Origin of the sequence: Micromonospora sp. NPDC005257 (genome assembly GCF_042872445.1) — a bacterium.
In the GTDB taxonomy this organism is placed as follows: domain Bacteria; phylum Actinomycetota; class Actinomycetes; order Mycobacteriales; family Micromonosporaceae; genus Micromonospora.
The window spans coordinates 92,311-118,928 of record NZ_JBIAKL010000013.1; the positions used below are offsets into that span (position 1 = coordinate 92,311).

A 26,618-nucleotide genomic window follows, 5' to 3' on the forward strand; every position below is an offset into this window, starting at 1 on the left:
AGGCCGGCCACCCCGATGTCCGGGGTGGCCGGCCCTCGGCTTCGTCGCCCACTCGGCCACGCAGGGCCGCGCGGCTCCGGGCGTGCGCGGCGGGACGATCATCGGGGGGCGTACCGCCTAGGGTGGTCAACGTGGCGACCCTTCTGCTTCTGCGACACGGCCGGACCACCGCGAACGCCGACGGCGGCCTCGCCGGGCGGCAACCGGTCGAGCTGGACGACACCGGCCGGACGCAGGCGACGGCGGTCGGCGGGCGCCTCGCCGGACTGCCGCTGGCGGCGGTGGTGACCAGCCCGCTCATCCGCTGCCGGCAGACCCTCGATCTGGCGCTGCCGGGCGCCGAGCCGGTGGTCGACGAGGGGCTGATCGAGTGCGGGTACGGCGACTGGGAGGGGCAGGCGCTGAAGAAGCTGGCCAAGGATCCGCTCTGGCCGGTGGTGCAGCAGCACCCGAGCGCCGCCGCGTTCCCGCAGGGGGAGTCGATGGCGGCGATGTCCGCCCGCGCGATCGCCACGGTACGCGCGTGGGATGCCCGGGTCACCGCCGAGCACGGGCCGGAGGCGATCTGGCTGGCGTGCAGCCACGGCGACGTGATCAAGGCGATCGTGGCGGACGCACTCGGCGTACACCTTGATCTTTTTCAGCGGATCGTGGCCGACCCGGCGTCGGTGACGGCGATTCGCTACACCCCGTTGCGGCCGTTCCTGGTCCGGCTCAACGACACCGGCGGTGACCTGTCGGCGCTGGTCCCGCCGCCGCGCAAGCGCCGCCGCCGCGCGGCGCGGGCGGCGGAGTCCGACGCGGCGGTGGGCGGAGGCGCGGGCGCGGCCGGGTGAGCCGGGCGGGCGAGGGGCGTTCGCTCTGGGCGGATTCGGCGTCGGTGGGCTGCACAGTGCTTCCACACGCCGGATAGGGTCGTGGGTATGACGCACCAGGTGCACGCCTTCGAGCCGCCGGAGCGGTTCGTCGCCGGTACGGTCGGCCCGCCGGGGGAGCGCACGTTCTTCCTCCAGGCGCGCGGCGGCGGCCGGCTGGTCAGCGTGTCGCTGGAGAAGGTCCAGGTGTCGTTGCTCGCCGAGAAGCTCGAGGAGTTGCTCACCGAGGCGCAGCGCCGCTTCGGCGTGAAGCTGCCGGAGCCGGTCATCACGGTGACCGGTGACAACGAGCCGCTCGACACGCCCGTGGACGAGGAGTTCCGGGTCGGCACGCTGGGCCTGGCCTTCGACGTGGACACCGCCACCGTGGTGATCGAGGCGATCGCCGTCGGTGAGGCGGAGGTCGAGGTCGAGCTGGGCGACGCGGACGACGACGCCGACGAGGATCCGGACGAGCCGGATGACGACCTCGATCGCCTGCGGGTGCGGCTGACCCCGGAGGCGACCCGTGAGTTCATCGAACGGGCCAAGCGCGTCGTGAACGCCGGCCGGCCCCCCTGCCCGCTGTGCGGCCAGCCGCTCGATCCGGCCGGTCACCTCTGCCCCCGGCACAACGGCTATCACCGGTGACCTCGTCGGAACTGCAGCCCCGACAGGACGGCGCCGAGGCGCTGCGGCTGCTCGCCGACGGTGAGCTGACCCTGGAGGGGCGGCTCGTCGACGCCTCCAACGCGACGCTGCGCGGCGTCGTCGCCCTCGGCGAGGTGACCGCGCACTGCGTCTACAAGCCGGTACGCGGTGAGCGCCCGCTCTGGGACTTCCCGGACGGCACGCTCGCCGGCCGGGAGGTGTCCGCCTACCTGGTGTCCCGGGCCACCGGCTGGGATCTGGTGCCGCCCACGGTGCTGCGCGACGGCCCGTTCGGGCCCGGCTCGTGCCAGCTCTGGATCGACGAGCCGGACGACGCCGAACCACTCGTCGGGTTCGTGCCGGCGCGGGAGATCCCGCCGCGCTGGTTCCCGGTGGCCGCGGCCCGCGACGACGACGGGGCGGCGTACGCGCTGGCGCACTCCGACGACCCCCGCCTGGCCCGGCTCGTCGTGCTGGACGCGGTCATCAACAACGCCGACCGCAAGGGCGGGCACGTCCTCGTCGGCCCGGACGACCGGATCTACGGCGTCGACCACGGCGTGAGCTTCCACGTCGAGGAGAAGCTGCGTACGGTGCTGTGGGGCTGGGCCGGCCGCGAGCTGCCGCCGGACGCGGTGGAGATGCTCGACGGCCTGACCGGGCAGCTCCGCGGGCCACTGGGCGAGGAGCTGGCCGAGCACCTGACCCTCGGTGAGCTGGCCACGCTGGTGGAACGGGTCGAGCGGCTGCGCGAGTCCGGCCGGTTCCCGCTGCCGCCGCAGGAGTGGCCGGCGATGCCCTGGCCACCGATGTGAGTCGTTGTCGCGTTGATCACCCGTAGCCCGGCACCCGAGCGCCTGACGGCTCGTTAGGCTGACGGTCATGGAGTCTTGGGCGGGACACGAGGTGCCACGGCTGCCCGGTGAGGGCGTGTCGCTGAGGTTGTACGACTCGGCGCGGCAGGGCGCCCATCCCAGCCGGCCCGACGGCGCCGCCTCGATGTACGTCTGCGGCATCACCCCGTACGACGCCACGCACCTCGGGCACGCCGCCACCATGATCGCCTTCGATCTGGTGCAGCGGATGTGGCGCGACGCCGGCCTCGACGTGCGGTACGTGCAGAACGTCACCGACATCGACGACCCGCTGCTGGAGCGCGCCGAACGCGACGGCGAGGACTGGAAGGTCCTGGCCATGCGGGAGACCGCGCTGTTCCGCGAGGACATGGAGGCGCTGCGGATGATCCCGCCGGCGCACTACGTCGGCGCGGTCGAGTCGATCCCGGACATCGCCGAGAAGGTGCTGGTGCTGCTCAAGGACGGCGCGGCGTACCGGCTCGACGACGGCACCGGCGACGTCTACTTCGACGTCTCCGCCGCGCCCCGGTTCGGCTACGAGTCCAACCTGTCCCGCGAGCAGATGATCCAGCTGTTCGCCGAGCGCGGCGGCGACCCGGAGCGCGCCGGCAAGCGTGACCCGCTCGACCCGCTGCTGTGGCGCGGCGCCCGCGAGGGCGAGCCGTCCTGGCCCGGCGGCGACCTGGGCGAGGGCCGTCCCGGCTGGCACATCGAGTGCACGGTCATCGCGCTGAACCTGCTCGGCGACCGGATCGACGTGCAGGGCGGCGGCAACGACCTGATCTTCCCGCACCACGAGTGCTCCGCCGCGCACGCCGAGCGGCTGACCGGTGTGGCGCCGTTCGCCGACCACTACGTCCACGCCGGCATGATCGGCCTGGACGGCGAGAAGATGTCGAAGTCCCAGGGCAACCTGGTCTTCGTGTCCCGGCTGCGGGCCGACAGGGTGGACCCGATGGCGGTCCGGCTGGCGCTGATCAGCGGGCACTACCGCAGCGACCGCTCCTGGACCGACGAGCTGCTCACCGAGGCGCAGGAGCGGCTGGGCCGCTGGCGGCGGGCCGCCGCCGCGCCGGCCGGGCCGTCGGGGGCGGCGTTGCTGGCCGAGGTACGCGAGCGCCTGGCCGACGACCTGGACACGCCGGGCGCCCTGGCGGCGGCAGACCGCTGGGCCGAGGGAGCCCTGAACGGCGTCACGGACGACGCCGCCGCCCCGGCCCTGTTCCGCGACACGGTGGACGCTCTCCTCGGCATCGCCCTCTAGTCCCGGCCCGCCCCTCCGCTGAGTCCTGCCCCTCTCGCGCAGGCCCGCCCTTCTCGGGCGGGCCTCGGCTTTCTCCCGCGGCCTCGGCCCTCTCGCGCCGTCGATCTTGCACTTGCGGCCCACGTTCCGTCCGTTTTGCTTAGGTTCGCGGGATCCGTGAGTGCAAGATCGCGCCAACCCGGGGGAGCGGGTGGAACCTGACGGGTGTGTCGAGGGCGGTTTGACACCCGTCGTGTTCCACTCAGGCATGCCCGGCCCGCAGCCTTCGCGGTGATCTTGCAGTTGTGGCCCTCGGTATGTCCTGAACGACCCACATGCCCGGGCGGAAAGTGCAAGATCGCCGGGTGCCGGGGGCAGTCAGCCCAGGACCAGGCCGGGGTCGGGGTCCTGGTCGGGGGTGGGGGCCGGGATCTTGTACTCCTCGGTGAGCGTGGTCATCGGGCCGGGCCAGGTGGCCTGGGCGGCCTCGATCGGCTTGTGCCGCTCGTCGTAGGCGACGTGCAGCAGGTGCAGCACCGGGGTGTCCGGGCGGATCTGGAGGATCTCGGCCTCCTCCCGGCTGGGCTGGCGCGCGCTGATCGTGTCGGTGGCCGTGACGTACCGCCGGCCGGTGACCTCCTCCGCCTCCTGGTAGAGCGGCCGGCCGAACGCCTCGGCCCGCTCCAGTGACGTGCCGGCGGTGTCGGCGGGCAGGAACCAAGACGCGCCGACCTCGACCGGGGAGTCGTCGGTGCGTACCAGGTGCCGCCGGCAGAGCAGTTCGGTGCCGTCGGCGACGCCGAACACGTCGGCCACCTCGGCCGGGGCGGGGGAGCGGCCGACGGAGACGAGTTGCTGGCGGTACCGGGCGGCCAGGTCGGTGTGGTAACCGCGGAAGCCGCCGTACCTGCCCCGGGACAGGCGGTTGAGGCGCCGCCGGGTGCCCCGGACGTACGTACCGGAGCCGGGTTTGGTGATCAGGATGCCCTCGACCCGCAGCTGGTCGACGGCGCGTTGCACGGTCTGCTTCGCCACGCCGAACATCTCGGCGATGGCCGGGATGGACGGCAGCCGCTCGCCCGGCCCCCAGTCGCCGCGGCGCACCTGGGCCTTGAGCTGCGCGGCGATCTGTCGGTGCGGGAACTCGGCCGCGCCGGGGTTGATCTGCATCCGGGCCTCCTCAGGACAGCTAGGTTCCTAGGATGGCCTAACGGGTGTGACGGCGCCACCCCGGACACGAAGAAGCCGGGCCCCGACAGGGGAGCCCGGCTTCGACGAAAGGAGCTACCAGGAGCCCGCGGTCGGCCCGGCGGAACCGCCGCGGCGGCGCAGGTACTTCTCGAACTCCTGGGCGATCTCGTCCCCGGTCAGCGGGGTGATGCCGGCGTCGCCCACCCGTTCCTCCAGCTCACGCACGTACTCACCGAGCTCGGCGTCCTGCTCGGCGGCGCTGCGCACCCGCTGTTCCCACTCGGCGGCCTCCTCGGCCAGGTCGGCCATCGGCACCGGCAGGTCGAGGACCTCCTCGACGCGGTGCAGCAGCGCGAGCGTGGCCTTCGGGCAGGGCGGGTTGTTGGCGTAGTGCGGCACGTGCACCCAGAACGACACGGCGTCCACCTCGGCCCGGGTGCAGTTGTCGTGCAGCACGCCGACGATGCCGGTCGGCCCGTCGTAGCGGGTGGGGGTGAGCTGGTAGCGCTTGGCCGCGTCGGCGTCCGACGCGCTGCCGCTGATCGGCAGCGGCCGGGTGTACGGCACGTCGGCCAGCAACGCGCCGAGCAGCACCACCCGCTCGACCTCCAGGCTGTGGCAGATCTCCAGCACCTGCTCGCAGAACGTCCGCCAGCGCATGCTCGGCTCGATGCCCCGGATCAGCACCACGTCCCGCTCGGTGCCCTCCGGGCTGGCCACCATGAAGCGCGTGGTGGGCCACTCGACGCGCCGGGTCTCCCCGTCGGCCATGGTGATCGTCGGGCGGCTCACCTGGAAGTCGTAGAAGTCCTCCGGGTCCAGCTCGGTCACCTGCCGGGCCTGCCAGACCTGCTCCAGGTGTTCCACGGCGGCGGTGGAGGCGTCGGCGGCGTCGTTCCAGCCCTCGAAGGCCGCGATGGCGACCGGCGAGCGCAGTACCGGCAGCCCGTCGAACTCGGTCACGCCGTCACCTCACCCTGCTCGTCGGGCGCTGCGCCGCCCCGTCGCACTGTCGCACCCCTGTTGTCCTTCACGTCCGTCAGCCTACGTGCCGCCGCCGGGGCCGGCCCGTCGGCCGCGCCGGTCGCCCGGCCGGACCACCCGGGCGAACCGGAGGAAAGGGATACGCGGGCCCGGTCGGCAGTATGTGGGAAGGGCCGGTTCGGATAACTCTGCCGCAGTCGGGCGCACTACCCTGGAGCATGTGTCTATCTCGTTGCGTGACCTGCTGGCCGATCGGATCCTGATCGCGGACGGCGCGATGGGGACGATGCTCCACGCCGCCGATCTCACCATCGACGACTTCGACGGCCTCGAAGGTTGCAACGAGATCCTCAACGCGACCCGGCCGGACGTGGTCCGCGGCGTGCACGACGCGTACCTGGCCGCGGGCGCGGACTGCGTGGAGACCAACACGTTCGGCGCGAACCTGCCCAACCTCGCCGAGTACGGCATCTCCGACCGGATCCGGGAGCTGTCCGAGGCGGGCGCGCGGATCGCGCGGGAGGCAGCCGACGCGTACGCGACGCCGGAGCGCCCCCGGTTCGTGCTCGGCTCGATGGGCCCGGGCACCAAGCTGCCCACGCTCGGCCACGCGAGCTACGCCTCGCTGCGCGACGCGTACCAGGAGAACGCCGCCGGCATGATCGCCGGCGGCGCGGACGCGCTGATCATCGAGACCTGTCAGGACCTGCTCCAGGTCAAGGCCGCGGTGGTGGGCGCGAAGCGGGCCCGCGACGCCGCCGGCCGGGACGTGCCGATCATCTGCCAGGTGGCCATGGAGACCACCGGCGCCATGCTGCTGGGCAGCGAGATCGGTGCGGCGCTGACCGCGATCGAGCCGCTCGGGGTCGACCTGATCGGGCTCAACTGCTCCACCGGCCCGGCCGAGATGGGCGAGCACCTGCGCTACCTGTCCCGGCACTCGCGCCTCCCGGTGTCGGTGATGCCGAACGCGGGCCTGCCGGTGCTGACCGCCGACGGCGCCTACTTCCCGCTCGGACCGGACGAGATGGCCGACGCGTTGGAGCAGTTCGTCGACGACTACGGCGTCGGGCTGATCGGCGGCTGCTGCGGCACCACCCCGGAACACATCCGGGTGCTGGTGGAGCGGCTGGGCGGGCGGGCGCCGGTCGCGCGGGAGCCGAAGCCGGAGGCCGGGGTCTCCTCGATCTACCACCATGTGCCGTTCGCCCAGGAGGCCAGCGTCCTGATGGTGGGGGAGCGGACCAACGCCAACGGCTCCAAGGCGTTCCGCGAGTCGATGCTCGCCGGGGACTGGCAGGCCTGCGTGGACGTCGCCCGCAGCCAGGCCCGGGACGGCTCGCACCTGCTCGACCTCTGCGTCGACTACGTCGGCCGTGACGGTACGCGGGACATGCGCGAGCTGGCCGGCCGGTTCGCCACCGCCTCGACGCTGCCGATCGTGCTGGACTCCACCGAGCCGGCGGTGATCGAGGCCGGGCTGGAGATGCTCGGCGGCCGGTGCGTGGTCAACTCGGTCAACTTCGAGGACGGCGACGGCCCCGACTCCCGCTACGCGCGCATCATGCCGGTGGTCAAGGAGCACGGCGCCGCCGTCGTGGCGCTGCTCATCGACGAGGAGGGCCAGGCCCGCACCCGCGAGTGGAAGGTACGGGTGGCCTGCCGGCTGATCGACGACCTGACCGGCCGGTGGGGGATGCGCCGGGAGGACATCCTCATCGACGCGCTGACGTTCCCGATCGCCACCGGGCAGGAGGAGACCCGCCGCGACGGCATCGAGACGATCGAGGCGATCCGGGAGATCGCCGCGCGCTACCCGGGCGTCAACTTCACCGCCGGCATCTCGAACGTCTCGTTCGGCCTCAACCCGGCGGCCCGGCAGGTGCTCAACTCGGTGTTCCTGCACGAGTGCGCCCAGGCCGGGCTGACCTCGGCGATCGTGCACGCCAGCAAGATCCTGCCGATGGCGCGGATCCCGGACGAGCAGCGCGAGGTGGCGCTCGACCTGGTCTACGACCGCCGCCGCGAGGGCTACGACCCGGTGCAGCGGTTCCTCCAGGCCTTCGAGGGCGTGGACGCGGCGTCGGCGCGCGCCACCCGGGCCGAGGAACTGGCCGCGCTGCCGCTGGACGAGCGGCTCAAGCGGCGGATCATCGACGGGGAGCGCAACGGCCTGGAGGCCGACCTGGACACCGCGATGGCGCAGGGGCGTGCGCCGCTGTCCATCATCAACGACCTGCTGCTGGACGGCATGAAGGTGGTCGGCGAGCTGTTCGGCTCCGGCCAGATGCAGTTGCCGTTCGTGCTCCAGTCCGCCGAGGTGATGAAGACCGCGGTGGCCTACCTGGAGCCGCACATGGAGAAGACGGACTCCGAGGACGCCGCGGGCAAGGGCAAGATCGTTCTGGCGACCGTCAAGGGCGACGTGCACGACATCGGCAAGAACCTGGTCGACATCATCCTGTCCAACAACGGCTACGACGTGGTGAACATCGGCATCAAGCAGCCGATCAACGCGATCCTCGACGCCGCCGAGGAGCACCGGGCCGACGCGATCGGCATGTCCGGCCTGCTCGTGAAGAGCACAGTGATCATGAAGGAGAACCTGGCCGAGATGGCCTCCCGCGGGGTGGCCGAGCGCTGGCCGGTGCTGCTCGGCGGGGCTGCGCTGACCCGCGCGTACGTGGAGGACGACCTGCGGTCGATCTACCCGGGTCAGGTGCACTACGCCCGCGACGCGTTCGAGGGGTTGTCCCTGATGGACCGGGTGATGGCGGCCAAGCGCGGCGGCGCGCCGGTGGTCGACCCGGAGCGGGAGGCGGCGCTGGCGGCCCGCCGGGAGCGCCGCGAGCGCCAGCGGGCCCAGGTCCGCGAGGCGCTGCCCGAACTGGACGACGCGTCGGTCCGCTCCGACGTGGCGGCCGACGTTGCCGTCCCGAAGCCGCCGTTCTTCGGCACCCGGGTCGTCAAGGGAGTGCCGCTGGCCGACTACGCGGCGCTGCTCGACGAGCGGGCCACGTTCCTGGGCCAGTGGGGGCTACGCGGCGCCCGCGGCGGCAAGGGCCCGTCGTACGAGGAACTGGTGGAGACCGAAGGGCGGCCCCGGCTGCGGTACTGGCTGGACCGCCTGATCTCCGACCAGGTGCTGGAGGCGGCCGTGGTGTACGGCTACTTCCCCGCGTACTCCGAGGGCAACGACCTGGTGGTGCTGGACGAGAACGGGCACAGCGAGCGGGTCCGGTTCTCCTTCCCCCGGCAGCGCCAGGAGCGGCGGCTGTGCCTGGCCGACTTCTTCCGGCCCAAGGGCGGCCAGCTCGATGTGGTGGCGTTGCAGCTGGTCACCGTGGGGCAGCCGATCAGCGAGTACACGGCGAAGATGTTCGCCGGCAACGAGTACCGCGACTACCTGGAGGTGCACGGCCTGTCCGTGCAGCTCACCGAGGCCCTCGCCGAGTACTGGCACCGGCGGATCCGGGCCGAGCTGGTGCTGCCCGGCGGTGGCACGGTGGCTGACGACGACCCGGCCGACCTGGCCGGCCTGCTGCGCACCGACTACCGGGGCTGCCGGTACGCGTTCGGCTACCCGGCCTGCCCGGACCTGGAGGACCGGGCGAAGATCGTGGAGCTGCTGGGCGCGGAGCGGATCGGGGTGCAGTTGTCGGAGGAGTTCCAGCTGGTGCCGGAGCAGGCCACCGACGCGATCGTGGTGCACCACCCGGAGGCGAGCTACTTCAACGCCAAGTGACGGGGTCGACCTGCTCGGCGTGCTCACGTAGCCGGGTAGCGACCGCGTCGGGTAGCGGGACCTCGCGCAGTTCGCCGCCCTTGGGCGGTGCGAACACCAACGTTCCTCGCACGATCTTGATCTGACGGACGAGTGGAGCAGCCGGCGCGTGGTGTCGACGTCGTCCGGGCTGACGGCGAAGATCTCGCCCTGCCGGAGTCCACAGCCGGCACCCGGGTCGAAGGCGACCCGGTAGCGTTCCCGCATCACCGAACGGAGCAGGCGAGCCGTTCCGTCGACCAGGGGGCGACCTTGGCCGGGACGTGCCGGGGAGCCCGGATCGTCTTGAGCGCGCAGGGGTTGCTGATGACCTTCCGGTCGTCGACTGCCGCAATCAGGATCATTGACACGTCGTTGAAGAGGTTGCGGCGGTAGCTGGCCGCCATGCCCGAGTCTTGGAGCTGCTTGGCTCAGGCCCTGATCGTGCTCGGTTGGACGGCCGAGAGAGGCCGGTCGCCGAAGACCGGGTAGACGTGCAGGCGGAACTGTCGCTCCAGCCGTTCACGGGTCGACTCATCGCAGGAGAGGTGACGATGATCCGGCAGGCTCCGCACTGGCGGTCGGCCGGTTCGTGCCGGTAGCAGGGAATGACGGCGGTGGTGTCGCCGCACGGATGGTGACCGGGGTCCGGCAGGGATCGCCGGGGATGACATCGATGACGGGCCTTGGCTGCTCAGTTGGCCCGGTTACAAGTGGTGACACCTGAGCGCCTGGGGCGCACTCACATGCCGAGTGGAGCGCTCCCTGACAAGGGCTTTGTGTCACGGCTACGTTAGGGCCCATGACGACGACCTTGGGCCGGTTTGCCGGCGTCACAATAGATTGTCAAGGCCCACAGGATCTGGCTGACTTCTGGTCCGCCGTGCTCGGCGGCCGGGTCGTGGAGTCCCTACCCGGCTGGCGGCGAGTCGTCGTCACCGACGGCGGGCCGGTGTTGACGTTCCAACCGGTACCGGAGCCCAAGGTCGGCAAGGCGCGTCTGCACTTGGACATCGCTGTCGCCGATGCCGGTGAAGCGGTGGACCGGATCAGGGCGCTGGGCGGCCGGTGGACCGGCGAACGGCACGACTACCCGGAAGGCGTGGTTTTGGTAATGGCCGACCCGGAGAGCAACGAGTTCTGCGTCGTGCAGTATTACCAAAAGTGACGTCTCGGCGGCCGCGACCGGCGAAAGAACGCGCACATCCGCCGACCGCGCGCGCTAGCAACGTCCACGGGCTTGCACCGGCTCCTGTCTGTCGTAGAGGTCCCATAAGCTCCAGCAGACCTACCGCCCGCTGTACGAGGAGCTCCCAGCATGCGTCGTCCAGTTCGATTCGAGCGAAGCAGCGAGGTGGCCGGCATGCCGGTCACCAAGATGGGCGGACAACCGGTGTGGCTGCAAGCTCCGCAGTGGCCGGTGTCGCGTTCGCTCGGCGAGCCGATGACGTTCATCGGCCAGTTCCGCCTCGATGCCGATGGCGAGCTCCGTATGGCCTACGTGTTCATGACTGCAGTTGACGAGTACGTCGATGGCACCTGGGAGCCTGAGGGTGGTGAGAACGCCGTGATCGTTCAGCCTGGGGGATCGGTGCCGGCCTTCTTCGCTGTGACTGACATCAGCGAGGGTCCGTCCTGGCCCGTGGAGGATCACCTACCTGTGAATCATCAGGTCCCCGGCGACGAGGAAGCGTGGGAGTTCCTGGGCGGCGAGCCGGTGTGGCTGCAGGGTGACGAGACGCCTGGGCCGGGCTGGCAGCTGATCGGACAGCTGACCGACCGTTTCCATAACTTCGGCGACGCCGGAATCGGCTACATCTTCGTTTCGCCAGACGGCGCCGAAGGCAGATTTCTCTGGCAGTGCTGCTAACTCATCTGCCGCAATGAGCGCCCTGTCGCGGACCGTGAGGGCCTTCGTGACTCTCCTTGAGGATCATGTCGGGCATCAGGTGGGACGCGAGCGTCAAGCGTCAAGCGTGTCCCGTGACCAGGACACGGCCAGCTGCCGGCTGTCTAGTCCCACCACGTGCTTGACGTCTTCATCCCGGCACGTGCACGACTGCCGGCCTCGATGGCTCCACCGATGAGCGAAGTGGGGCGAACGGATCGGCGTGCCGGTGGCGCCGCAGGCGGTGGCTGCCCCATGCGAGAGGTCGAAGCCGTCTTGCGTCGGTCAGGTCAGGCGGTCGCCGGGACGCCGACCGCCTATTCCTAGCAATTATGGTCAATGCACGGTTCGACGCCACGTTGCTCCCACACTTCCATTGAACTGCCCCGAAACCATCACGGCACCCGCCTAACGGGCGTTTCGGCGGAATTTCGGAGACTGTCGGTGTCGATTTTGTGAGGCTTCGGCTACCCGACGTGTCCCCTCGCCGAGCGCTAGAAATTCTTTGATTTCCATGCTTAAATCTGCGCTCAGCATTTGAGCTGGATCAGAGGAGTCTCATGCGAGTCACCATCCGCGCGTGTGCGGCAGGGCTGGTAGTAGCCCTCACGGCCGCGGTCGGCGTCGCCGCCGCGCCGTCCGCCGGCGCGGCCGTCGTCGACCCGGCCGACGAGTCGCAGGACTTTCCGTTCCCCGGCGCGGACACCATCGCTCTGCATGACGGCTCCAACAAATACATCACGTACGGGGCCAGTAGCGGTGGACGCAAGGTGCCGTACGCCGTTTCGGGCTCCGGGGATGTGGTGGGCACCTCGCCGATCGTGGCCGGCGACGCCATGCCGGACGGCGGTGGGGCGTGGGTCGAGGCCGGCTCCGGGATCTGGACCCCGGGGGCGTTCTACCACGTCAAGGACGGGGTCGGCCGCTACTACCTCTTCTACACGGCGAGCCGTAAGAACGACGGCGGGCGCAAGTGCATCGGCGTGGCTCGTTCCCAGAACCCGTACGGCGGGTTCACCGCCGAGGACACGCCGATCGCCTGCCCGGACAAGGGCGACCGGTGGGCACTCGACGCGGACGTCGTCGCCGGTCCCGCGGGTGCGATCTGGATGACCTGGCGGGACGGGCAGCGGGCGGAAGGGGCGGAGTCGGCGCTCTCCGTCATGAGGTTGAAGTTCAACCCCAACGGCACCGTCGACCGCGACAGCGATCCGGTCGTCATCTTCCGCAGCGACAATCTGTCCTGGGTCACGTACCGGGACACCGGCGGGGTCGCCGTCATCGAGAATCCGAGTGCGTTTCCCCACAACGGTTCCTGGTATCTCTTCTACTCCGGCAACGCCTGGCGGGAGAACTACTACTCGACCGGCATCGCCTTCTGCGGCGACCGAATCGACGACGGCCTGTGCTCGCCGATGCCCGGACCGAACCGGGCCTGGTTCTCCTACTCGGGTCCGGCCGCGCACCTGCCCGACACCATGCGCAAGTACTCGTTGCCGGGAAACAGGCGTGGGCCGGGTGCGATGGACGTCTACCGGGCCCGGGACGGCAAGCCGTGGGTGACGTGGAACTACCTCGCCGACGACAGCTCTGGGCGTAAGAGCCGGACCGGGCGTCTGGTCATCACCGGCTCCGGCTCCGACGCCGACTTCAGGGTGGAGCTCTGACAATTGTCGCCGGACACCGACCGCCACCAATGGCGGCACCGGACCGGTGTGTCCTCACACGAAAGGAAAATGAGTGAGAAAAGCCCTTCGGGCCGGCCGCCGTGCCGTGGCCCTGCTCGCCGCGCTCACGTTGGTGACCATCCTGACGCCGGCGTCTCCGGCTGCGGCGGCATCGACCTTCCAGGCCGGCCACCTGAACATCTACGCCGGCCTCGGCCACGAGAAGTTCCTCCACGACCTGAAGCTGATCACCTCGAAGGCGGACATGGTCGCGCTCAACGAGGTGGGCTCCCGCAGGGCCTTCCTGGTGGACTGGGCCGCCGACAACGGCTGGACGTTCTACGCCCCGACCACTTCGGTGCACGCGGCCGGTGACGCGCTGCTGGCGAAGAAGAGCATGTTCGAAGTGGTCGACAAGGGGTCGAAGTTCGTGTGCGACACCAACCCCGACGAGCCGCCGCCGCCGCGCTACAACAACTGGGTCAAGTACCGGCACAAGGTGACCGGGCGGTACGTGTTCCACATCAACTTCCACGCCAACGCCGGTATCGACAACAACGGCTGGCCGGAAGACCTTCCGCGCACCCGGTGCGCGGAGAAGCAGTTCGCTGAGATCAAGGAGCTGGCCCGCCAGAAGAAGGATGACGGCCAGGTCGTCGTCAGCGGTGACCTGAACGTCGACTTCAGCGCCGACAAGGCCCGCGGGTACGCGAAGTTCCCGTGGAAGGTCTTCGAGGCCAACGAGCTGCCGAACCTGCGCTCCAGCTACAACCTCCACGGGGTGAAGGGGACCGGTACGCACGGCAACCGGCACATCGACTACATCTACTTCTGGAAGCGGCTCGAAAGCTTGCAGGTGATGTGGATGACCGACTACCGCATCGTCGGGGACACCGAGTCCGACCACAATGGAGTCGTTGCGGACTTCACCCTCGCCTCCTGACCGACGGAGACGTCGGGGAGGGGAGCCGGGGACACCCCGGCTCCCCTCCCGTGGCATCTGGAGCCCGGACGGCTGCCGGGAGAGCCAGTCCGTCGAACTCCCCTGGGCGGGTGCCGGGCTCGCTGTCCGCTCGCTGGTCACCACGAGAAGTACGGCGCCTGGGCCGAGTTCCGACAGCACCGTGTAGTGCCGGTCGAGCACGATCGCGTAGCGCTTGGACCCCGGCAGGCTGTGGAACCTCACCCACCGATCCGGATGTCGGCCGCGCAGCAGGTGGGCGATCGGCGGGCACCCGGACCAACGCTGCTCCCACAGATCGGTCAGGGCCGCCGGGTCCAGCGTCACCGCGCTGTCCGGCTGCCGTCGCGGCTTCACGTGTCGTAGAGCCCGTCCCACGGCTCCCGGAATCCGAGGCGATCCGGATACAGCTCGACCCAGTCGACGTGGCTGCCGTCGCCCGCCCGGTCGCCGGACTCGTCGATCAGGCCGAAGAGGACGCCGTCGTGACGGGTCTGGAACAGTCGAACGGCGATGTCGCCGTACGACCTGCCGGGCAGGCTTGCCAGCAGCCCGTCGAGCGCCTCGTGCAGCGCGCCTCGGTCCCGGATCCGCGTGATCGTCGAGTGCCGGTACGTTCCGTCGTGGTCGAAGAGGTGCACGTACGCGTGGTGGTCCCACGCCGAGGCGAGGAACAGCCCGTCGTCGTAGCGGCCGATCGTGTCCGTCCGGTAGCCGGGCTCGCGCGCGATGGGAATCAGCCGGGGCACAGGCACCTGATCACCGTAGCGGACGAGCGCGGGGCGCCCGCCGGGATGGCGGGCGCCCCGAAGGATCGACGCGTCGATCAGCCGATCAGCGTGACCGAGAAGTCGTACGTCGTCCCGGTCACCGAGTACGTGGCGGTCTGCCCGTTCTCGCAGTACGACACGAAGCTGCTCGGGGTCCGCTGCGTTCCGGCCACCGCGTCCACGACGGGCCGGACATCCGAGCCGACCGGCAGCGCGGTGGTGGTGAGATCGATCGTCCGCGACTGGTTGATCGGGTACGTGTCGGTGTTCGCCGTCTCCAGGCCGTTGCTCGCCTGGACGCTGAAGGACATCAGGAAGGCGGCGTTGTTCACCACGGCGATGCGCTGAACGCAGGGTTCGGCCTGCGCGCTGGCCGTGGTAGCCGTGGCCAGTGCCGATCCACCCGCGGCGAGCGTCCCGACGAGTGCGGCTCCGACGAGCCTGGCGCGGAAGGTCATGGTGTCACCTCTCGGTCGTACATGGCGCCGGGCGCCGACTGGCGGCACCCGGCGTGTGGTCCGTATCGAAGTTCCCGAACTTCCCTGATCGAATCCTGTAGATCGCAATAAGCTGTGTCGGCCGTGGCACCCGGTCGGTCGCCGGCAGGCGCTGCGGCGGAGGTGACAGGCGGTACTACGGTTCGCCCATGCAGTTCTCGATCGACCGCGACTCCGTCTTCCTCACGATGCCGCTGCGGGAGATGGCGCAGCAGGCCGGCAGGGCGGAGGTGACGCTGAACTTCCAGTATCTCAGCGAGGGAGCCCGCTGGCGTTCCGAGGATTTCATCGCCCGATACGCCTGAGGGCGTGCGTACGTCAGCCCGTGCGCGGGGCGTACATGATGACGGCGACGCCGACCAGGCAGATGGCCGCGCCGACGAGGTCGTAGCGGTCGGGCCGGAACTTGTCGACCAGCATGCCCCAGGCGAGCGACCCGGCGACGAACACGCCGCCGTAGGCGGCGAGGATGCGGCCGAAGTTCGGGTCCGGCTGGAACGTGGCCACGAACCCGTAGGCGCCGAGCGCGATCACCCCGGCGGCGATCCAGAGCAGCCCGCGGTTCTCCCGCCAGCCCTGCCACACCAGCCAGGCGCCGCCGATCTCGGCGAGCGCGGCCAGCAGGAACAGCAGCATGGAACGCGCGACCGTCATGCGTCAGACCGTAGCCGGGCCGTGGTCCGGATCGACGAGGGGCAGCGGACAGCGAGGGCTCGCGGCGCAGGTGATCAGGTCGTCGCAGCCGGCCGAGACGGCGGCCCGGAGCGTGTCGCGGACGACGGTGAGGTCCGCCAGCCGCCGCTCCACCTCGGCGAGCTTGTCCCGGGCCCGGGTCCGCAGGCCGGTGTCGCGCCGTCCGGCAGCCAGCAGGTCGGCGACCTCGGCGAGGGTGAAGCCGAGTCGTTGCGCGGCCTTCACCACCCGCAGCAGGGTGACCGTCTCGGCCGGGTAGAGGCGATGCCCGCCCGGCGACCGCCGGGGCGCGGGGAGCAGCCCTCGCCGTTCGTAGTAGCGCAGCGTCTGCACGTTCACCCCGGCCGCGTGGGCGAGCCGGCCGCTGCGCAGCCCCGGCTCGCCCATCACCGGCCCCGCGCGGCCGTGGCCCGCCGGGCCAGGGCATCGAGTACGCCGGCACGGCCCGCCGGCACCCGGATGTCGAGCGTCAGTGCGTCTCCGTCCGCGCGGGCGACGTCGAACGTGAGGAAGGAGCAGCAGGACGACTCGCGGGCGACCAGGTCGCGAGCGACCGGTTCGGCGCGGCCGTCGAGCCGCAGCCGCAGATGCCGGGCGGAGAGCCGGTCGGCGCCGCGCAGCGCGTCGTGGAACAGCCCGTCGAACTCGGCCAGCCGCAGCGGCCGTTCGGCGGTGGGCAGGGTGCAGGCGTCGGGTATCCAGGAGTCATCGGTCATGCCTCGACGGTAAGCCCGTACCCGGTACCGGATGCAAGTGCCGGTCACCGGGCGGCGACACCCGCCACACCGTCACCCCAGCCGGCCGCCGGTCCACCCTTCCCGGCCGCGACCTGCGGCGACGTCCGGAATACGGCTGTGCTCGCCGGTCCGGCGGGCTACCGTCACCGGAGTACGGGCCGACGCCGGGCCAGGCGCCGCGTCCACGCCCGCGCCGTCCCGTTGACGTGGCGGAAACGCCCGAGGGCGAGCATGGGTACGACGAAAGGGGCGGACATGACCGACGAGGTGACGTCGCAGGTCCCGCCGGAACCGGCTCCCGTGCTGAGCACACCCGCCGGCGCCGGGCGGGTCGGGCCGCCGAGCAGCCTGGACCTGTGGGCGCGTGCCCAGGTGCTGCACCGCTGCTTCGGCGACGACGACGGCGAGCCGCACATCATGCGCGGCCTGGACTGACCGCCGCGCGGTCAGCGCACCGCCACACCGGCCCGCGCCAGCACCTCCCACCAGGACGCGAGGTCGGGAACCGGCTCGGCGCGGACCTCGTACTCGTCCAGCCGTCGCAGTTGTCCGGCGCTCGGTGCCGGCGAGACGGTGGTGCCCACGGCGACCAGGGCGTACCGGCTGCCGCCGACGCTCAGCAGCATCGTGCCGAAGATCGTTCCCCGGGCCACCGGTCCGGGTGAACGTTTCCCGGTGGCGGTGCGTGAGAGTCGGTGAGCATCACCGGCGCCCGCCGGGGGTACTGCGGGGGGACACGGGTGCGACAGCCGGGAGGTCATGGTGGGGGACAGGGCGCGACGGCAGGGGCGCGGGCCGATCGCCGGGCTGGTGGTGGCCGCGCTGGTGGCGGCCGGCTGCATGGCCGGCGGCTTCGACGAGGGCGAGCCGCGGCAGCCCGCGCCCCCGCGCGGCGCGCAGCCCGAGTCGCAGACCACCCGGGCGGACGGCACCACGAGCGTGGCCGAGTTCAAGCAGGACATCCAGGACGCCGTCCGGCTGGCCGAACGCTACTGGGCGGAGCAGTTCCGCGCCTCCGGCGAGCGGTTCACCCCGATCCGGCGGGTGGTGCCCTACACCCGGGAGGGCGAGGTGGCCTGTGCCGGGCAGGGGCTGCCGCGCAACAACGCGGTCTACTGCTCGGCGGGCGACTTCATCGCCTACGACGTGAACTGGTCGGTGGCGGCGTTCCGGCAGATCGGCGACGCGTTCCTGTTCTACCTGCTCGGCCACGAGTACGCCCACGGCATGCAGGTGCGGCTGGGCATCCGCTACAACTTCACCATCCAGCAGGAGCTGCAGGCCGACTGCATGGCCGGGGCGTACCTCGGGGACAGCGTGCGCTCCGGGGCGCTGGAGGTGGAGGACGGCGACCTGGAGGAGTTCAAGGAAGGGCTGCTGGCGGTCGGCGACGACCCCGACCAGCCCTGGTTCGCCGAGGGCTCGCACGGCACCGCCGAGCAGCGCAGCGAGTCGTTCTTCCGGGGGTACGAGAAGTCGCTGGGCGCCTGCGGCCTCGGCTGAGGGCCGGGTCACCCCGATCGGGGACGGTGACAGGCGCGGCTGGCAGGATCGGCGGGGTACGCGCACCGAAGGAGGCCCCCGCTGAGCAGCTCACACCCCGCCGCCGTGCTCTTCGACATGGACGGCACCCTGGTCGACAGCGAGAAACTGTGGGACGTCGCGTTGCAGGAGCTGGCCGCCGTGTACGGCGGTGTCCTGTCCGACTCGGCCCGCCGGGCGATCGTCGGCACCGGGATGGCCGACGCGATGCGGATCGTGCACGACGACCTGGGCCAGCCGGAGCGGGACGTGCAGGCCAGCGCCGACTGGATCAGCGCCCGCATCCTGGACCTGTTCCGCACCGGGCTGCGGTGGCGTCCCGGCGCGCTGGCGCTGCTGCGGGCGGTACGCGAGGCCGGCATCCCCACCGCGCTGGTCACCTCCAGCGGCCGGTCCCTGGTCGAGGTGGCCCTGGACACCCTGGGCCGGGACAGCTTCGACGCGGTGGTCTGCGGCGACGAGGTCGGCGCGGCCAAGCCGCACCCGGAGCCGTACCTGACCGCCGCGCGTCTGCTGGGTGTGCCGGTCGAGCGGTGCGTGGCGATCGAGGACTCACCGACCGGGGTGGCGAGCGCGCTCGCCGCCGGGGCGGCGGTGCTGGCCGTGCCGGCCGAGGTGCCGTTGGCGCCGGCCGACGGCGTACACCAGGTGGAGAGCCTGCTCGGCGCGGACCTGGAGCTGCTCGCGGCGCTGCTCAACCGTTAGGAAGGGCCCCTTCCTGTGCGCGAGGCGTCAGGAAGGGGCCCTGCCTTTCACGTCAGTCGTGGGCGATGGCGCCCAGGACGTTGATCCGTGCGGCCCGGATCGCCGGGAGCACCGCGGCGATCACACCGATGATCGCGGCCAGGATCAGGAACGTCACCATCTGACCCCAGGGCAGGATCAGGTCGGTGATGCCCTCGTCCTTGAGCGCCTCGACCACCGCCGCGCCGAGACCGGCGCCGACCACCACGCCGAGCAGCGCGCCGAAGATGGAGATCACCACCGCCTCGACCGTGATCATGCGCATGGTCTGGGCGCGGCGCAGGCCGATCGCCCGTAGCAGGCCCAGCTCCCGGGTCCGTTCCAGCACGGACAGCGCGAGCGTGTTGATGATGCCCAGCACCGCGATCACGATGGCCAGCGCGAGCAGGATCTGGATCATCTGGAGCAGGGAGTCCAGCTGGCCGGTCTGCTGCTCGATGAACGCCGCCCGGTCGGCCACCGACACCTCGGGGCTGTCCGCCAGCAGCCGCTCGACCTGCGGCTGCACCGCGTCCACCGACGTGCCGGGGGCGAGCTGCAGGAAGCCCTGGATGGGCTGCGGGATGCTGAAGTCCGCAGTGGCCTGCGGCGGCAGCGTCACCGGGTTGGTCAGCTGCGAGCTCTCGTAGATGCCGCTGACCGTGTAGGTGCGGGCCTCGCCGCGGGACAACTGCACCGGCACCGTCGAGCCGACGGTCAGGTTACGGGCCTCCGCGGTGTCGGAGCTGACCAGCATCTGGTCCGGCGCCAGCTTGCTGATGTCACCGGCGGTGGCCTTCGCCCCGAAGATCTGCTGCAGCGCCGCCACGTTGCTCGACGCGGAGACCCAGGTCCGCTCGCCGCCGACCATCGCCATGTCGCCGTACTCGCCGGAGACCAGTCGCACGCCGGGAATGGCGGCGGCCTTCTCCAGCACCGCCGGGTCGAAGCTCGCCGGACGTGGCCCGGACGAGGACCCGGAGATCACCAGCTCCGCCTTGATGGTGTCCTCGGCGAGGGCGCCGATGCTGCCCTTGGCCGAGTCCAGGATCACCGTCACGCCGGTGACCAGGGCGATGCCCACCATCAGCGCGGCGGCGGTGATGGCGGTGCGGCGCGGGTTGCGGCCCGAGTTGAGCCGGCCCAGCTTGCCCGGCACCGACCAGGAGAACATGGCGCCGAGCAGCGAGACCACCGGCCGGCTGATGATCGGCGTCAGCAGCGCCACCCCGATGAACGCGAACAGCACGCCGCCGAGGATGGTCGCCAGGGTGTTGCCGCGGGCGTGCCCGCCGAGACCCAGGAACAGCAGCACCGCGCCGATGCCGGTGACCACCGCGCCGCCGACGGTGACCTTGGTGAGCGGCCGGTCCGGCGTGGCGACGTCCTGCATCGCGGCGATCGGCGGGATGCGCGAGGCGCGCAACGCCGGCAGCAGCGCGGCGATCACCGTGATCAGCATGCCGACCGCGAACGCGCCGATCACCGCCGAGGGCGGCACGCCCAGCCCGGCCAGGGTCAGGCCACCGGCGAGCTGACCGAACAGGTACGCCAGCAGCGCGCCGACGCCGATGCCGGCGGCGAGCCCCAGCACCGAGGCGATCAGGCCGACCGCCAGCGCCTCCAGCACCACCGAGCCGATGACCTGCTTGCCGCTGGCCCCGATGGCCCGCATCAGGGCCAGCTCACGGGTGCGCTGGGCCACGATGATCGAGAACGTGTTGAGGATCAGGAACGTGCCGACCAGCAGCGCCACCGCGGCGAACCCGAGGAGGATCTTGTTGAAGAACGACAGCCCTTCCTTGAGGCCGGCCGAGGCGTCGGCGGCGAGCTGCTCACCGGTCTTGACCTGGTAGTCGGCGCCCAGCGTGCGGGCCAACTCGTCGCGCAGCGCCGCCGGCGTGGTGCCGTCGGCGGCCTGGACGCTGACGTTGCTGAACACGTCCGGCTTGCCCAGCATCAGCTGCTGCGCCACCGGAGTGGTGAAGTAGACCTCGTTGGCGCCGCCGATCGAGTCCCGCCCGCCGCTGTAGCCGAACACGCCGACGAGCGTGAACTCCTTCTTCGGCGCCAGCGTCAGGACGCCGACCCGGTCGCCGACCTTCACCTTGCCCGCCTCGGCCAGCGCGGCGTTGATCACGATCTCGTCGTCGGCCTGCGGGCCGCGGCCCTCGCGCATCTCCACCAGGTCGCCCTCGCCGAGCCAGTTCTGGCCGAGCTGCGGCGGCCCGAACGAGGTGACCACCTTGCCGTTGCTGCCGATCATGCGGGCGCCCTCGGCGGCCACGACGCCCTCGGCGTCGGCGACGCCCGGCACCGCCTTGACCCGGTCGAGCACCGACGCCGGCATCGGGGTGCTCACCGGCATGCCCTCGGTCGTGGAGACGTCGATCTTCGGCTTCGCCTCGACGCTGACGTCGACTTCGGAGTACGCGTCGGCGAAGACCGCGTCGAAGGACCGCCCGAGCGTGTCGGTGAGCACGAACGCGCCGGAGACGAACATGACGCCGAGCACCACCGCCAGCCCGGACAGCAGCAGGCGCAGCTTGCGCGCCAGCAGGCTCTTGAGCGTTGCCCGCAGCATCAGTTGCCCACCTCGACCGGGGCGTCCAGCTTCTTCATCGTGTCCAGCACCGTCTCGGCGGTCGGCTCGATCAGCTCCGAGACGATCTGCCCGTCGGCGAGGAAGACCACCCGGTCGGCGTAGGCGGCGGCGGTCGGGTCGTGCGTGACCATGACGATGGTCTGGCCGTGCTCGCGGACCGAGTTGCGCAGGAACTTGAGCACCTCGGCGCCGGAGCGGGAGTCCAGGTTGCCGGTCGGCTCGTCCGCGAAGATCACCTCGGGGCGGGAGACGAGCGCCCGGGCGCACGCGACGCGCTGCTGCTGGCCGCCGGAGAGCTGCGCCGGGCGGTGCCCGAGCCGATCCCGCAGGCCGACCGTGTCGATCACGGTGTCGTACCAGGCCGGGTCGGGCTTGCGGCCGGCGATCGACAGCGGCAGCAGGATGTTCTCCTGCGCGGTGAGCGTGGGCAGCAGGTTGAACTGCTGGAAGATGAAGCCCACCTTGTCCCGGCGCAGCTTCGTCAGGCCCGCGTCGTTGAGACCGGTCACAGTGGTCTCGCCGATGGACACGGTGCCCCTGGTCACCGTGTCCAGACCGGCGAGGCAGTGCATCAGGGTGGACTTTCCGGAGCCGGACGGCCCCATGATCGCGGTGAACCGGCCGCGTTCGAACTCGGCGGTCACTTCCTGCAGCGCGACGACCTGCGCCTCGCCGCTGCCGTACACCTTCCACACGTCGTTCGCCCTGGCTGCGGCCTGCCGTCGGTCTACCGTCGCGGTCACGTTCATACCTCTTCCGTCGTTCTGCGCAAAGCCGCACCGCCCCCGCTGGCCGGTGCGGCGGAGTCCATCCTCGTGGCCGGGCGGTGGAAAATCCTCCGACCTGCGGTGGAATCCGTGCTGGTCTTCGCTGGGGGTCGCCCCCCATTCGCCGGTCAGGGTGACCCCTGACCAGGCCGGCGGCGCCGGCATCCGGCCCTGACCTCGTGTCAGGGTCAACACCGCAGCGTCACCGCTGGTCACGGTAGGTGACCCGCGCCACCTCGGCGCCCGGACGGACCAGGCCCGTCTCGTACGCGAGCACGACGGCCTGCACCCGGTCGCGCAACCGTAGCTTTGTGAGCACGTGCCCGACATGGGTTTTCACAGTCGTCTCGCTGACCGACAGCGCCCGCGCGATCTCCGCGTTGGACAGTCCGCGCGCCATCTGGGTGAGCACCTCGCGCTCCCGGTCGGTCAGCGGATCCAGGGCCCGCGCCGGCGCGGCGGCCGGGTCCGGCAGCAGCTCGGCGAAGCGGTCCAGCAGCCGGCGCAGGACGCGCGGGGCCACCACCGCCCCACCGGCGGCCACCGTGCGGATCGCGGCGACGAGATCCTCGGCCGGCACGTCCTTGGTCAGGAAGCCGGTCGCCCCGGCCCGCAGCGCCCCGACGACGTGGTCGTCCTGCTCGAACGTGGTGAGCACGAGCACCCGTACCGGCAGCCGGGCCCCCACGATCGCCCGGGTGGCGGCCATCCCGTCCAGGCGGGGCATCCGGATGTCCATCAGCACCACGTCGGGCAGCAGCCGCCGGGACAGCTCCACCGCCTCCGCGCCGTCGCCCGCCTCGCCCACCACGTCGAGGTCGTCCTCCGCGCCGAGCACCATCCGGAATCCCGTACGCAGCAGCGGCTGGTCGTCGGCGAGCAGCACCCGCACCGGCCGGAACACGGCGCCATCGGTCATGCGTCCCCCTCGTCGTCCCCGGGGCGGTCAGGCCGTCCGTCCGGGGATCGGCGCACGCCCACGAGCCGCCCGGTAGCGGCACCGGGCGGCCGCACCACGGTAGAGGGCGGCCACCGCCCGCACCCCGACCAGGCCGCCCGGTTCCCGCAGGATGGCGGGCGGGCCCGGGGGTTACTCGTCGGCGCCGGGCGCCACCGGGCGGGATCGGGCGTCCACGAGCGGGTCGGGCGCGGCGGCGGCCACCGGGAACGGCGGCGGCGTGCCGCCGTAGCTCGGGCACAGCGCCTGGTGGTTGCACCAGTCGCACAGGCGACTCGGCCGGGGACGGAAGTCCTGCCGGGCGGTGGCCTGCTCGATCGCGCGCCACAGCGCCACCACCGTGCGCTCGAAGCGCACCAGCTCGTCGGCGTCCGGCGCGTAGTCGCAGACCTCGGCGTCCTTGAGGTAGAGCAGGCGCAGCACCCGCGGCACCACGCCCCGGGTGCGCCACAGCACCAGGGCGTAGAACTTGAGCTGGAACAGCGCCCGCGCCTCGAACGCCTCGCGTGGCGCCCCGCCGGTCTTGTAGTCGACCACCCGCAGCGCGCCGTCCGGCGCGACGTCGAGCCGGTCGAGGTAGCCCCGGATGAGCAGCTCGTCGTCGACCACCGCGGAGATCAGCGCCTCGCGCTCGGCCGGTTCCAGCCGGCGCGGGTCCTCCACCGCGAAGTAGCCGTCCAGCAACGCCGTCGCCGACCGGAGGAACTCCTGCGGCCCGACGGTGTCGCCGTCGGTGAACAGCGTCGCCAGCTCCGGCTCCTCGGTGACCAGCCGGTCCCACTGCGGGGAGACCAGGTCACCGGCCGACTCCGGGGTGCGCGCGGCGGCCGGCAGGTCGAACAGCCGCTCCAGCACGGCGTGCACGAGCGTGCCCCGGGCCTGCTCGACGGTCGGCCGCTCGGGCAGCCGGTCGATGCTGCGGAACCGGTAGAGCAGTGGGCAGGTCTTGAAGTCGGCCGCCCGCGACGGCGACAACGAGGCCCGCACGGTGACCGGGGCCGGTGCCGCCGTCTGGTCGCCGTGACTGTCGATCATCGGTTCCGCCGTCATGCCCGGAAGGTTAGGGCACCCGTGTGACAGGGGCGTGGTCGCCGTACCGGAACATGATCGCCGATCCGCGCCCGCGGTGCTCACCGCGGCGGCCCGCTCCTCGGGCTCACGTAGCATCGGGCCGGTGCAGCAGCGGAGCCGAGGACCCCGCCGGCCAGGGCTCAGCCTCGGCCGGATCCTCGGGGTGCCGTTGCGCGTCGACGCCTCGATGCTGCTGCTCACCGTCGTGGTCACGGTGCTGTACGCCGCGCTGGCCCGCCGCCAGCTCGACCTCGGCCCGCTCGGCGGCTATCTGGTCGGTCTCGGCTTCGTGATCTCGCTGCTCGGCTCCGTGCTGCTGCACGAGCTGGGCCACGCGCTGACCGCACGCCGGTACGGCATCGGTGTGCGGGGGATCACGCTGGAACTGCTCGGCGGCTACACCGAGATGGACCGCGACGCCCCCAGCCCTCGGGTCGAGCTGCTGATCTCCCTGGCCGGGCCGGCCGTCTCCGCGGTGCTCGGCGCGGTCGCGGTCGCCGCCACCCTCGCCCTGCCCGCCGGCACGCTCGGCCACCAGCTCGCCTTCCAGCTCGCGGTCAGCAACGTGGTGGTGGCGATCTTCAACAGCCTGCCCGGGCTGCCGTTGGACGGCGGGCGGGCGCTGCGCGCCGCGGTGTGGGCGCTCACCCGCGACCGGCACCGCGGCACCGAGGTGGCCGGCTGGGTGGGCCGGGCCGTCGCGCTGGGCACACTCGTGCTGGTGGTGGTGCTCACCATGCGCCGGGCGCTCGCCCCGCTGGCCCTGCCGTTGCTGCTGCTCGTCGCGCTGACGCTGTGGCGCGGCGCCGGCCAGTCGATCCGGCTGGCCCGCATCGGCCGCCGGCTGCACCTGGTCGACCTGGCCCGGCTCGCCCGCCCGGTGCTGCCGGTGCCCGCCGGCACGCCGCTGGCCGAGGCCGAGCGCCGCCGCGACGAGGCGGGCACCCCCGACGCGGCGCTCGGCGTGGTCGACTCGGCCGGCCGTACCGTCGCCCTCGTCGACCCGGTCCGCGTCGCCGCCGTACCCCGGGAACGGCGGCCGTGGGTCGCGGTGGACGAGGTGGCCCGCGACCTGTCCGCCGTGCCGGTCCTGCCGCTCGGCGCCGACGGCGAGCGGGTGCTGGAGACCGTGCGCACCCACCCGGGCGCGCAGTACGTCGTGACGGCAGGCGAAGATGTGGTCGGCGTGCTGCACATCGCGGATCTCGCCCAGCTCCTGGAACCCGAACGGAAGACGAACACGTGACCGCAGAGATCTCCACCGTCCCGGCGCTGCCCCCGGTCCACCGCGGGCCGTTCCGGCCGGGCGACCGGGTCCAGCTCACCGACCCGAAGGGCCGGATGCACACCGTGACGCTGGAGCCCGGCAAGGAGTTCCACACCCACCGCGGGATCCTCAAGCACGACGCCCTGATCGGCCTGCCCGACGGCAGTGTGGTCACCACCACCGGCGGCGGCACCGCGTTCCTGGCGCTGCGGCCGCTGCTGTCGGACTACGTGCTGTCCATGCCGCGCGGCGCCCAGGTGATCTACCCGAAGGACTCGGCGCAGATCGTCGCCATGGGCGACATCTTCCCCGGCGCCAAGGTGCTGGAGGCCGGCGCCGGGTCCGGCGCGCTGTCCTGCTCGCTGCTGCGGGCCGTCGGCACCGAGGGCGAGCTGCACTCGTTCGAGCTGCGCGACGACTTCGCCCAGATCGCCCGGCGCAACGTCGAGGCGTTCTTCAACGGCTCGCACCCGGCCTGGCGGCTGCACGTCGGCGACGTCGCCGACTGCGCCGAGACCGGCTTCGACCGGATCATCCTGGACATGCTCACACCGTGGGAGATGCTCGACATGGTCGAGCGGGCGCTCGTGCCCGGCGGTGTGCTGATCGGCTACGTGGCCACCACGCCGCAGCTGTCCGAGCTGGTCGAGGCGCTGCGCGAGCGTGGCGGCTGGACCGAGCCGCGCGCCTGGGAGTCACTCGTCCGGGACTGGCACGCCGAGGGCCTGGCGGTCCGCCCGGACCACCGGATGATCGCTCACACCGCGTTCCTGGTCTCCGCCCGCAAGCTCGCCCCCGGGGTCACCGCGCCGCCGCGCCGGCGCAAGCCCAGCAAGGGCGCCGAGGCGTACGCGCAGCGCCGCGACGCCCTGCGCGCCGCCGCCGCGGCCCGCGCGGCCGAGGAGCCGGAGCAGTCCTGACCCCCGCCG

29 protein-coding genes are annotated in these 26,618 nt (G+C 71.7%); 15 read left to right on the forward strand and 14 right to left on the reverse strand.

All coding sequences use genetic code 11. The features are described from left to right. Window positions 1-122: 122 nt before the first annotated feature. From ACFYO8_RS25060 to mshC, 4 genes are all read left to right on the forward strand, one after another. Window positions 123-836, forward strand: coding sequence for a histidine phosphatase family protein (locus ACFYO8_RS25060; protein WP_354871936.1), 714 nt, complete (start codon window positions 123-125; stop codon window positions 834-836). An 87-nt stretch (window positions 837-923) separates the two neighbouring features. Further along, on the forward strand, window positions 924-1,505 hold the full coding sequence (locus tag ACFYO8_RS25065; RefSeq protein WP_354871939.1) for a DUF3090 domain-containing protein: 582 nt from the start codon (window positions 924-926) through the stop codon (window positions 1,503-1,505). Next, window positions 1,502-2,320, forward strand: a complete 819-nt coding sequence (locus ACFYO8_RS25070) for an SCO1664 family protein (RefSeq protein WP_354871941.1) — start codon at window positions 1,502-1,504, stop codon at window positions 2,318-2,320. Before ACFYO8_RS25065 ends, ACFYO8_RS25070 begins: the two co-directional genes overlap by 4 nt. A 67-nt stretch (window positions 2,321-2,387) precedes the next feature. Then, a complete protein-coding gene (mshC, locus tag ACFYO8_RS25075; RefSeq protein WP_354871944.1) occupies window positions 2,388-3,626 on the forward strand; it encodes a cysteine--1-D-myo-inosityl 2-amino-2-deoxy-alpha-D-glucopyranoside ligase in 1,239 nt (412 codons plus the stop codon). Between the two features lie 357 nt (window positions 3,627-3,983). Here the strand turns inward: mshC and ACFYO8_RS25080 are convergent, their stop codons facing one another. Both ACFYO8_RS25080 and ACFYO8_RS25085 read right to left on the reverse strand, forming a co-directional pair. Then, window positions 3,984-4,775: a GntR family transcriptional regulator gene (locus ACFYO8_RS25080; RefSeq protein WP_354871947.1), complete on the reverse strand. Its 792-nt coding sequence runs from the start codon at window positions 4,773-4,775 to the stop codon at window positions 3,984-3,986. A gap of 114 nt (window positions 4,776-4,889) precedes the next feature. Further along, window positions 4,890-5,759 carry a PAC2 family protein gene (locus ACFYO8_RS25085; RefSeq protein WP_354871949.1) on the reverse strand — a complete coding sequence of 290 codons (870 nt, stop codon included), beginning with the start codon at window positions 5,757-5,759 and terminating at the stop codon, window positions 4,890-4,892. 241 nt (window positions 5,760-6,000) lie between these two features. Here ACFYO8_RS25085 and metH point away from each other — a divergent pair, with 241 nt between their 5' ends. Continuing rightward, window positions 6,001-9,525 (forward strand): methionine synthase, encoded by a 3,525-nt coding sequence (gene metH, locus ACFYO8_RS25090; protein WP_387189402.1) that lies wholly within the window; start codon window positions 6,001-6,003, stop codon window positions 9,523-9,525. Window positions 9,526-9,770: 245 nt separating this feature from the next. Here metH and ACFYO8_RS25095 read toward each other — a convergent pair whose 3' ends face one another. Both ACFYO8_RS25095 and ACFYO8_RS25100 read right to left on the reverse strand, forming a co-directional pair. After that, a complete protein-coding gene (locus tag ACFYO8_RS25095; protein ID WP_355095649.1) occupies window positions 9,771-9,950 on the reverse strand; it encodes a hypothetical protein in 180 nt (59 codons plus the stop codon). Between the two features lie 24 nt (window positions 9,951-9,974). Then, window positions 9,975-10,118 (reverse strand): hypothetical protein, encoded by a 144-nt coding sequence (locus tag ACFYO8_RS25100; RefSeq protein WP_355095651.1) that lies wholly within the window; start codon window positions 10,116-10,118, stop codon window positions 9,975-9,977. A 227-nt stretch (window positions 10,119-10,345) separates the two neighbouring features. On the opposite strand from ACFYO8_RS25100, the gene ACFYO8_RS25105 reads away from it, so the two are divergent. From ACFYO8_RS25105 to ACFYO8_RS25120, 4 genes are all read left to right on the forward strand, one after another. Continuing rightward, window positions 10,346-10,711 carry a VOC family protein gene (locus ACFYO8_RS25105; RefSeq protein ID WP_354871954.1) on the forward strand — a complete coding sequence of 122 codons (366 nt, stop codon included), beginning with the start codon at window positions 10,346-10,348 and terminating at the stop codon, window positions 10,709-10,711. Window positions 10,712-10,906: 195 nt separating this feature from the next. Then, a complete protein-coding gene (locus ACFYO8_RS25110; RefSeq protein ID WP_354871956.1) occupies window positions 10,907-11,413 on the forward strand; it encodes a hypothetical protein in 507 nt (168 codons plus the stop codon). 578 nt (window positions 11,414-11,991) lie between these two features. Beyond that, window positions 11,992-13,098 (forward strand): family 43 glycosylhydrolase, encoded by a 1,107-nt coding sequence (locus ACFYO8_RS25115; RefSeq protein ID WP_355095653.1) that lies wholly within the window; start codon window positions 11,992-11,994, stop codon window positions 13,096-13,098. Window positions 13,099-13,171: 73 nt separating this feature from the next. Next, complete coding sequence (locus ACFYO8_RS25120; protein ID WP_354871960.1) at window positions 13,172-14,041, forward strand: endonuclease/exonuclease/phosphatase family protein; 870 nt, start codon at window positions 13,172-13,174, stop codon at window positions 14,039-14,041. A 371-nt stretch (window positions 14,042-14,412) separates the two neighbouring features. Here the strand turns inward: ACFYO8_RS25120 and ACFYO8_RS25125 are convergent, their stop codons facing one another. Together ACFYO8_RS25125 and ACFYO8_RS25130 are read right to left on the reverse strand one after the other, a co-directional pair. Further along, entirely contained in the window at window positions 14,413-14,814 is a 402-nt protein-coding gene (locus ACFYO8_RS25125) for a hypothetical protein (RefSeq protein WP_354871963.1), read from the reverse strand. A 71-nt stretch (window positions 14,815-14,885) separates the two neighbouring features. Beyond that, window positions 14,886-15,287, reverse strand: a complete 402-nt coding sequence (locus ACFYO8_RS25130; RefSeq protein WP_354871966.1) for a hypothetical protein — start codon at window positions 15,285-15,287, stop codon at window positions 14,886-14,888. 188 nt (window positions 15,288-15,475) lie between these two features. On the opposite strand from ACFYO8_RS25130, the gene ACFYO8_RS25135 reads away from it, so the two are divergent. Continuing rightward, window positions 15,476-15,631, forward strand: coding sequence for a hypothetical protein (locus tag ACFYO8_RS25135; protein WP_354871969.1), 156 nt, complete (start codon window positions 15,476-15,478; stop codon window positions 15,629-15,631). Window positions 15,632-15,644: 13 nt separating this feature from the next. Here ACFYO8_RS25135 and ACFYO8_RS25140 read toward each other — a convergent pair whose 3' ends face one another. From ACFYO8_RS25140 to ACFYO8_RS25150, 3 genes are read right to left on the reverse strand one after another with little or no spacing between them, the layout of a single operon-like run. Continuing rightward, on the reverse strand, window positions 15,645-15,980 hold the full coding sequence (locus ACFYO8_RS25140; protein ID WP_354871971.1) for a YnfA family protein: 336 nt from the start codon (window positions 15,978-15,980) through the stop codon (window positions 15,645-15,647). A gap of 3 nt (window positions 15,981-15,983) precedes the next feature. Further along, window positions 15,984-16,406: a MerR family transcriptional regulator gene (locus tag ACFYO8_RS25145; RefSeq protein ID WP_354871973.1), complete on the reverse strand. Its 423-nt coding sequence runs from the start codon at window positions 16,404-16,406 to the stop codon at window positions 15,984-15,986. Beyond that, the gene (locus ACFYO8_RS25150; RefSeq protein WP_354871976.1) at window positions 16,406-16,735 is read right to left on the reverse strand and encodes a hypothetical protein; all 330 of its coding nucleotides are present in this window, start codon (window positions 16,733-16,735) and stop codon (window positions 16,406-16,408) included. Before ACFYO8_RS25150 ends, ACFYO8_RS25145 begins: the two co-directional genes overlap by 1 nt. 276 nt (window positions 16,736-17,011) lie before the next feature. Here ACFYO8_RS25150 and ACFYO8_RS25155 point away from each other — a divergent pair, with 276 nt between their 5' ends. After that, window positions 17,012-17,191, forward strand: a complete 180-nt coding sequence (locus tag ACFYO8_RS25155) for a hypothetical protein (protein ID WP_354871978.1) — start codon at window positions 17,012-17,014, stop codon at window positions 17,189-17,191. A gap of 11 nt (window positions 17,192-17,202) precedes the next feature. On the opposite strand, the gene ACFYO8_RS25160 is transcribed toward ACFYO8_RS25155, so the two are convergent. Beyond that, complete coding sequence (locus ACFYO8_RS25160) at window positions 17,203-17,409, reverse strand: hypothetical protein (RefSeq protein WP_354871980.1); 207 nt, start codon at window positions 17,407-17,409, stop codon at window positions 17,203-17,205. A gap of 106 nt (window positions 17,410-17,515) precedes the next feature. Here ACFYO8_RS25160 and ACFYO8_RS25165 point away from each other — a divergent pair, with 106 nt between their 5' ends. Together ACFYO8_RS25165 and ACFYO8_RS25170 are read left to right on the forward strand one after the other, a co-directional pair. Next, the gene (locus tag ACFYO8_RS25165) at window positions 17,516-18,259 is read left to right on the forward strand and encodes a neutral zinc metallopeptidase (RefSeq protein WP_354871982.1); all 744 of its coding nucleotides are present in this window, start codon (window positions 17,516-17,518) and stop codon (window positions 18,257-18,259) included. 105 nt (window positions 18,260-18,364) lie between these two features. Then, the gene (locus ACFYO8_RS25170) at window positions 18,365-19,003 is read left to right on the forward strand and encodes an HAD family phosphatase (protein ID WP_355096440.1); all 639 of its coding nucleotides are present in this window, start codon (window positions 18,365-18,367) and stop codon (window positions 19,001-19,003) included. Between the two features lie 52 nt (window positions 19,004-19,055). On the opposite strand, the gene ACFYO8_RS25175 is transcribed toward ACFYO8_RS25170, so the two are convergent. The 4 genes from ACFYO8_RS25175 to ACFYO8_RS25190 all read right to left on the reverse strand — a co-directional run bounded on the left by ACFYO8_RS25175 (window position 19,056) and on the right by ACFYO8_RS25190 (window position 24,401). Beyond that, a complete protein-coding gene (locus tag ACFYO8_RS25175; protein WP_354871988.1) occupies window positions 19,056-21,605 on the reverse strand; it encodes an FtsX-like permease family protein in 2,550 nt (849 codons plus the stop codon). Beyond that, window positions 21,605-22,369: an ABC transporter ATP-binding protein gene (locus tag ACFYO8_RS25180; protein WP_387189394.1), complete on the reverse strand. Its 765-nt coding sequence runs from the start codon at window positions 22,367-22,369 to the stop codon at window positions 21,605-21,607. The genes ACFYO8_RS25175 and ACFYO8_RS25180 overlap by 1 nt, the downstream gene beginning before the upstream one ends. Before the next feature lie 226 nt (window positions 22,370-22,595). Further along, window positions 22,596-23,312 carry a response regulator transcription factor gene (locus ACFYO8_RS25185; protein WP_354871994.1) on the reverse strand — a complete coding sequence of 239 codons (717 nt, stop codon included), beginning with the start codon at window positions 23,310-23,312 and terminating at the stop codon, window positions 22,596-22,598. A 171-nt stretch (window positions 23,313-23,483) separates the two neighbouring features. Continuing rightward, a complete protein-coding gene (locus ACFYO8_RS25190) occupies window positions 23,484-24,401 on the reverse strand; it encodes a RecB family exonuclease (protein WP_387188983.1) in 918 nt (305 codons plus the stop codon). 124 nt (window positions 24,402-24,525) lie between these two features. Here ACFYO8_RS25190 and ACFYO8_RS25195 point away from each other — a divergent pair, with 124 nt between their 5' ends. Both ACFYO8_RS25195 and ACFYO8_RS25200 read left to right on the forward strand, forming a co-directional pair. Then, entirely contained in the window at window positions 24,526-25,668 is a 1,143-nt protein-coding gene (locus ACFYO8_RS25195; RefSeq protein WP_387188984.1) for a M50 family metallopeptidase, read from the forward strand. Continuing rightward, window positions 25,665-26,609, forward strand: a complete 945-nt coding sequence (locus tag ACFYO8_RS25200) for a tRNA (adenine-N1)-methyltransferase (RefSeq protein WP_357711261.1) — start codon at window positions 25,665-25,667, stop codon at window positions 26,607-26,609. The genes ACFYO8_RS25195 and ACFYO8_RS25200 overlap by 4 nt, the downstream gene beginning before the upstream one ends. Window positions 26,610-26,618: the final 9 nt, after the last annotated feature.

What these genes read in the sequence shown, in the direction of transcription:
- ACFYO8_RS25065 (WP_354871939.1), top strand. Translation starts at nt 924, where the DNA reads ATGACGCACCAGGTGCACGCCTTCGAGCCGCCGGAGCGGTTCGTCGCC.
- mshC (WP_354871944.1), top strand. Translation starts at nt 2,388, where the DNA reads ATGGAGTCTTGGGCGGGACACGAGGTGCCACGGCTGCCCGGTGAGGGC.
- ACFYO8_RS25080 (WP_354871947.1), bottom strand. Translation starts at nt 4,775, where the DNA reads ATGCAGATCAACCCCGGCGCGGCCGAGTTCCCGCACCGACAGATCGCC.
- ACFYO8_RS25095 (WP_355095649.1), bottom strand. Translation starts at nt 9,950, where the DNA reads ATGGCGGCCAGCTACCGCCGCAACCTCTTCAACGACGTGTCAATGATC.
- ACFYO8_RS25105 (WP_354871954.1), top strand. Translation starts at nt 10,346, where the DNA reads ATGACGACGACCTTGGGCCGGTTTGCCGGCGTCACAATAGATTGTCAA.
- ACFYO8_RS25110 (WP_354871956.1), top strand. Translation starts at nt 10,907, where the DNA reads ATGCCGGTCACCAAGATGGGCGGACAACCGGTGTGGCTGCAAGCTCCG.
- ACFYO8_RS25115 (WP_355095653.1), top strand. Translation starts at nt 11,992, where the DNA reads ATGCGAGTCACCATCCGCGCGTGTGCGGCAGGGCTGGTAGTAGCCCTC.
- ACFYO8_RS25130 (WP_354871966.1), bottom strand. Translation starts at nt 15,287, where the DNA reads ATGACCTTCCGCGCCAGGCTCGTCGGAGCCGCACTCGTCGGGACGCTC.
- ACFYO8_RS25135 (WP_354871969.1), top strand. Translation starts at nt 15,476, where the DNA reads ATGCAGTTCTCGATCGACCGCGACTCCGTCTTCCTCACGATGCCGCTG.
- ACFYO8_RS25140 (WP_354871971.1), bottom strand. Translation starts at nt 15,980, where the DNA reads ATGACGGTCGCGCGTTCCATGCTGCTGTTCCTGCTGGCCGCGCTCGCC.
- ACFYO8_RS25145 (WP_354871973.1), bottom strand. Translation starts at nt 16,406, where the DNA reads ATGGGCGAGCCGGGGCTGCGCAGCGGCCGGCTCGCCCACGCGGCCGGG.
- ACFYO8_RS25150 (WP_354871976.1), bottom strand. Translation starts at nt 16,735, where the DNA reads ATGACCGATGACTCCTGGATACCCGACGCCTGCACCCTGCCCACCGCC.
- ACFYO8_RS25155 (WP_354871978.1), top strand. Translation starts at nt 17,012, where the DNA reads ATGACCGACGAGGTGACGTCGCAGGTCCCGCCGGAACCGGCTCCCGTG.
- ACFYO8_RS25165 (WP_354871982.1), top strand. Translation starts at nt 17,516, where the DNA reads ATGGTGGGGGACAGGGCGCGACGGCAGGGGCGCGGGCCGATCGCCGGG.
- ACFYO8_RS25175 (WP_354871988.1), bottom strand. Translation starts at nt 21,605, where the DNA reads ATGCTGCGGGCAACGCTCAAGAGCCTGCTGGCGCGCAAGCTGCGCCTG.
- ACFYO8_RS25185 (WP_354871994.1), bottom strand. Translation starts at nt 23,312, where the DNA reads ATGACCGATGGCGCCGTGTTCCGGCCGGTGCGGGTGCTGCTCGCCGAC.
- ACFYO8_RS25190 (WP_387188983.1), bottom strand. Translation starts at nt 24,401, where the DNA reads ATGACGGCGGAACCGATGATCGACAGTCACGGCGACCAGACGGCGGCA.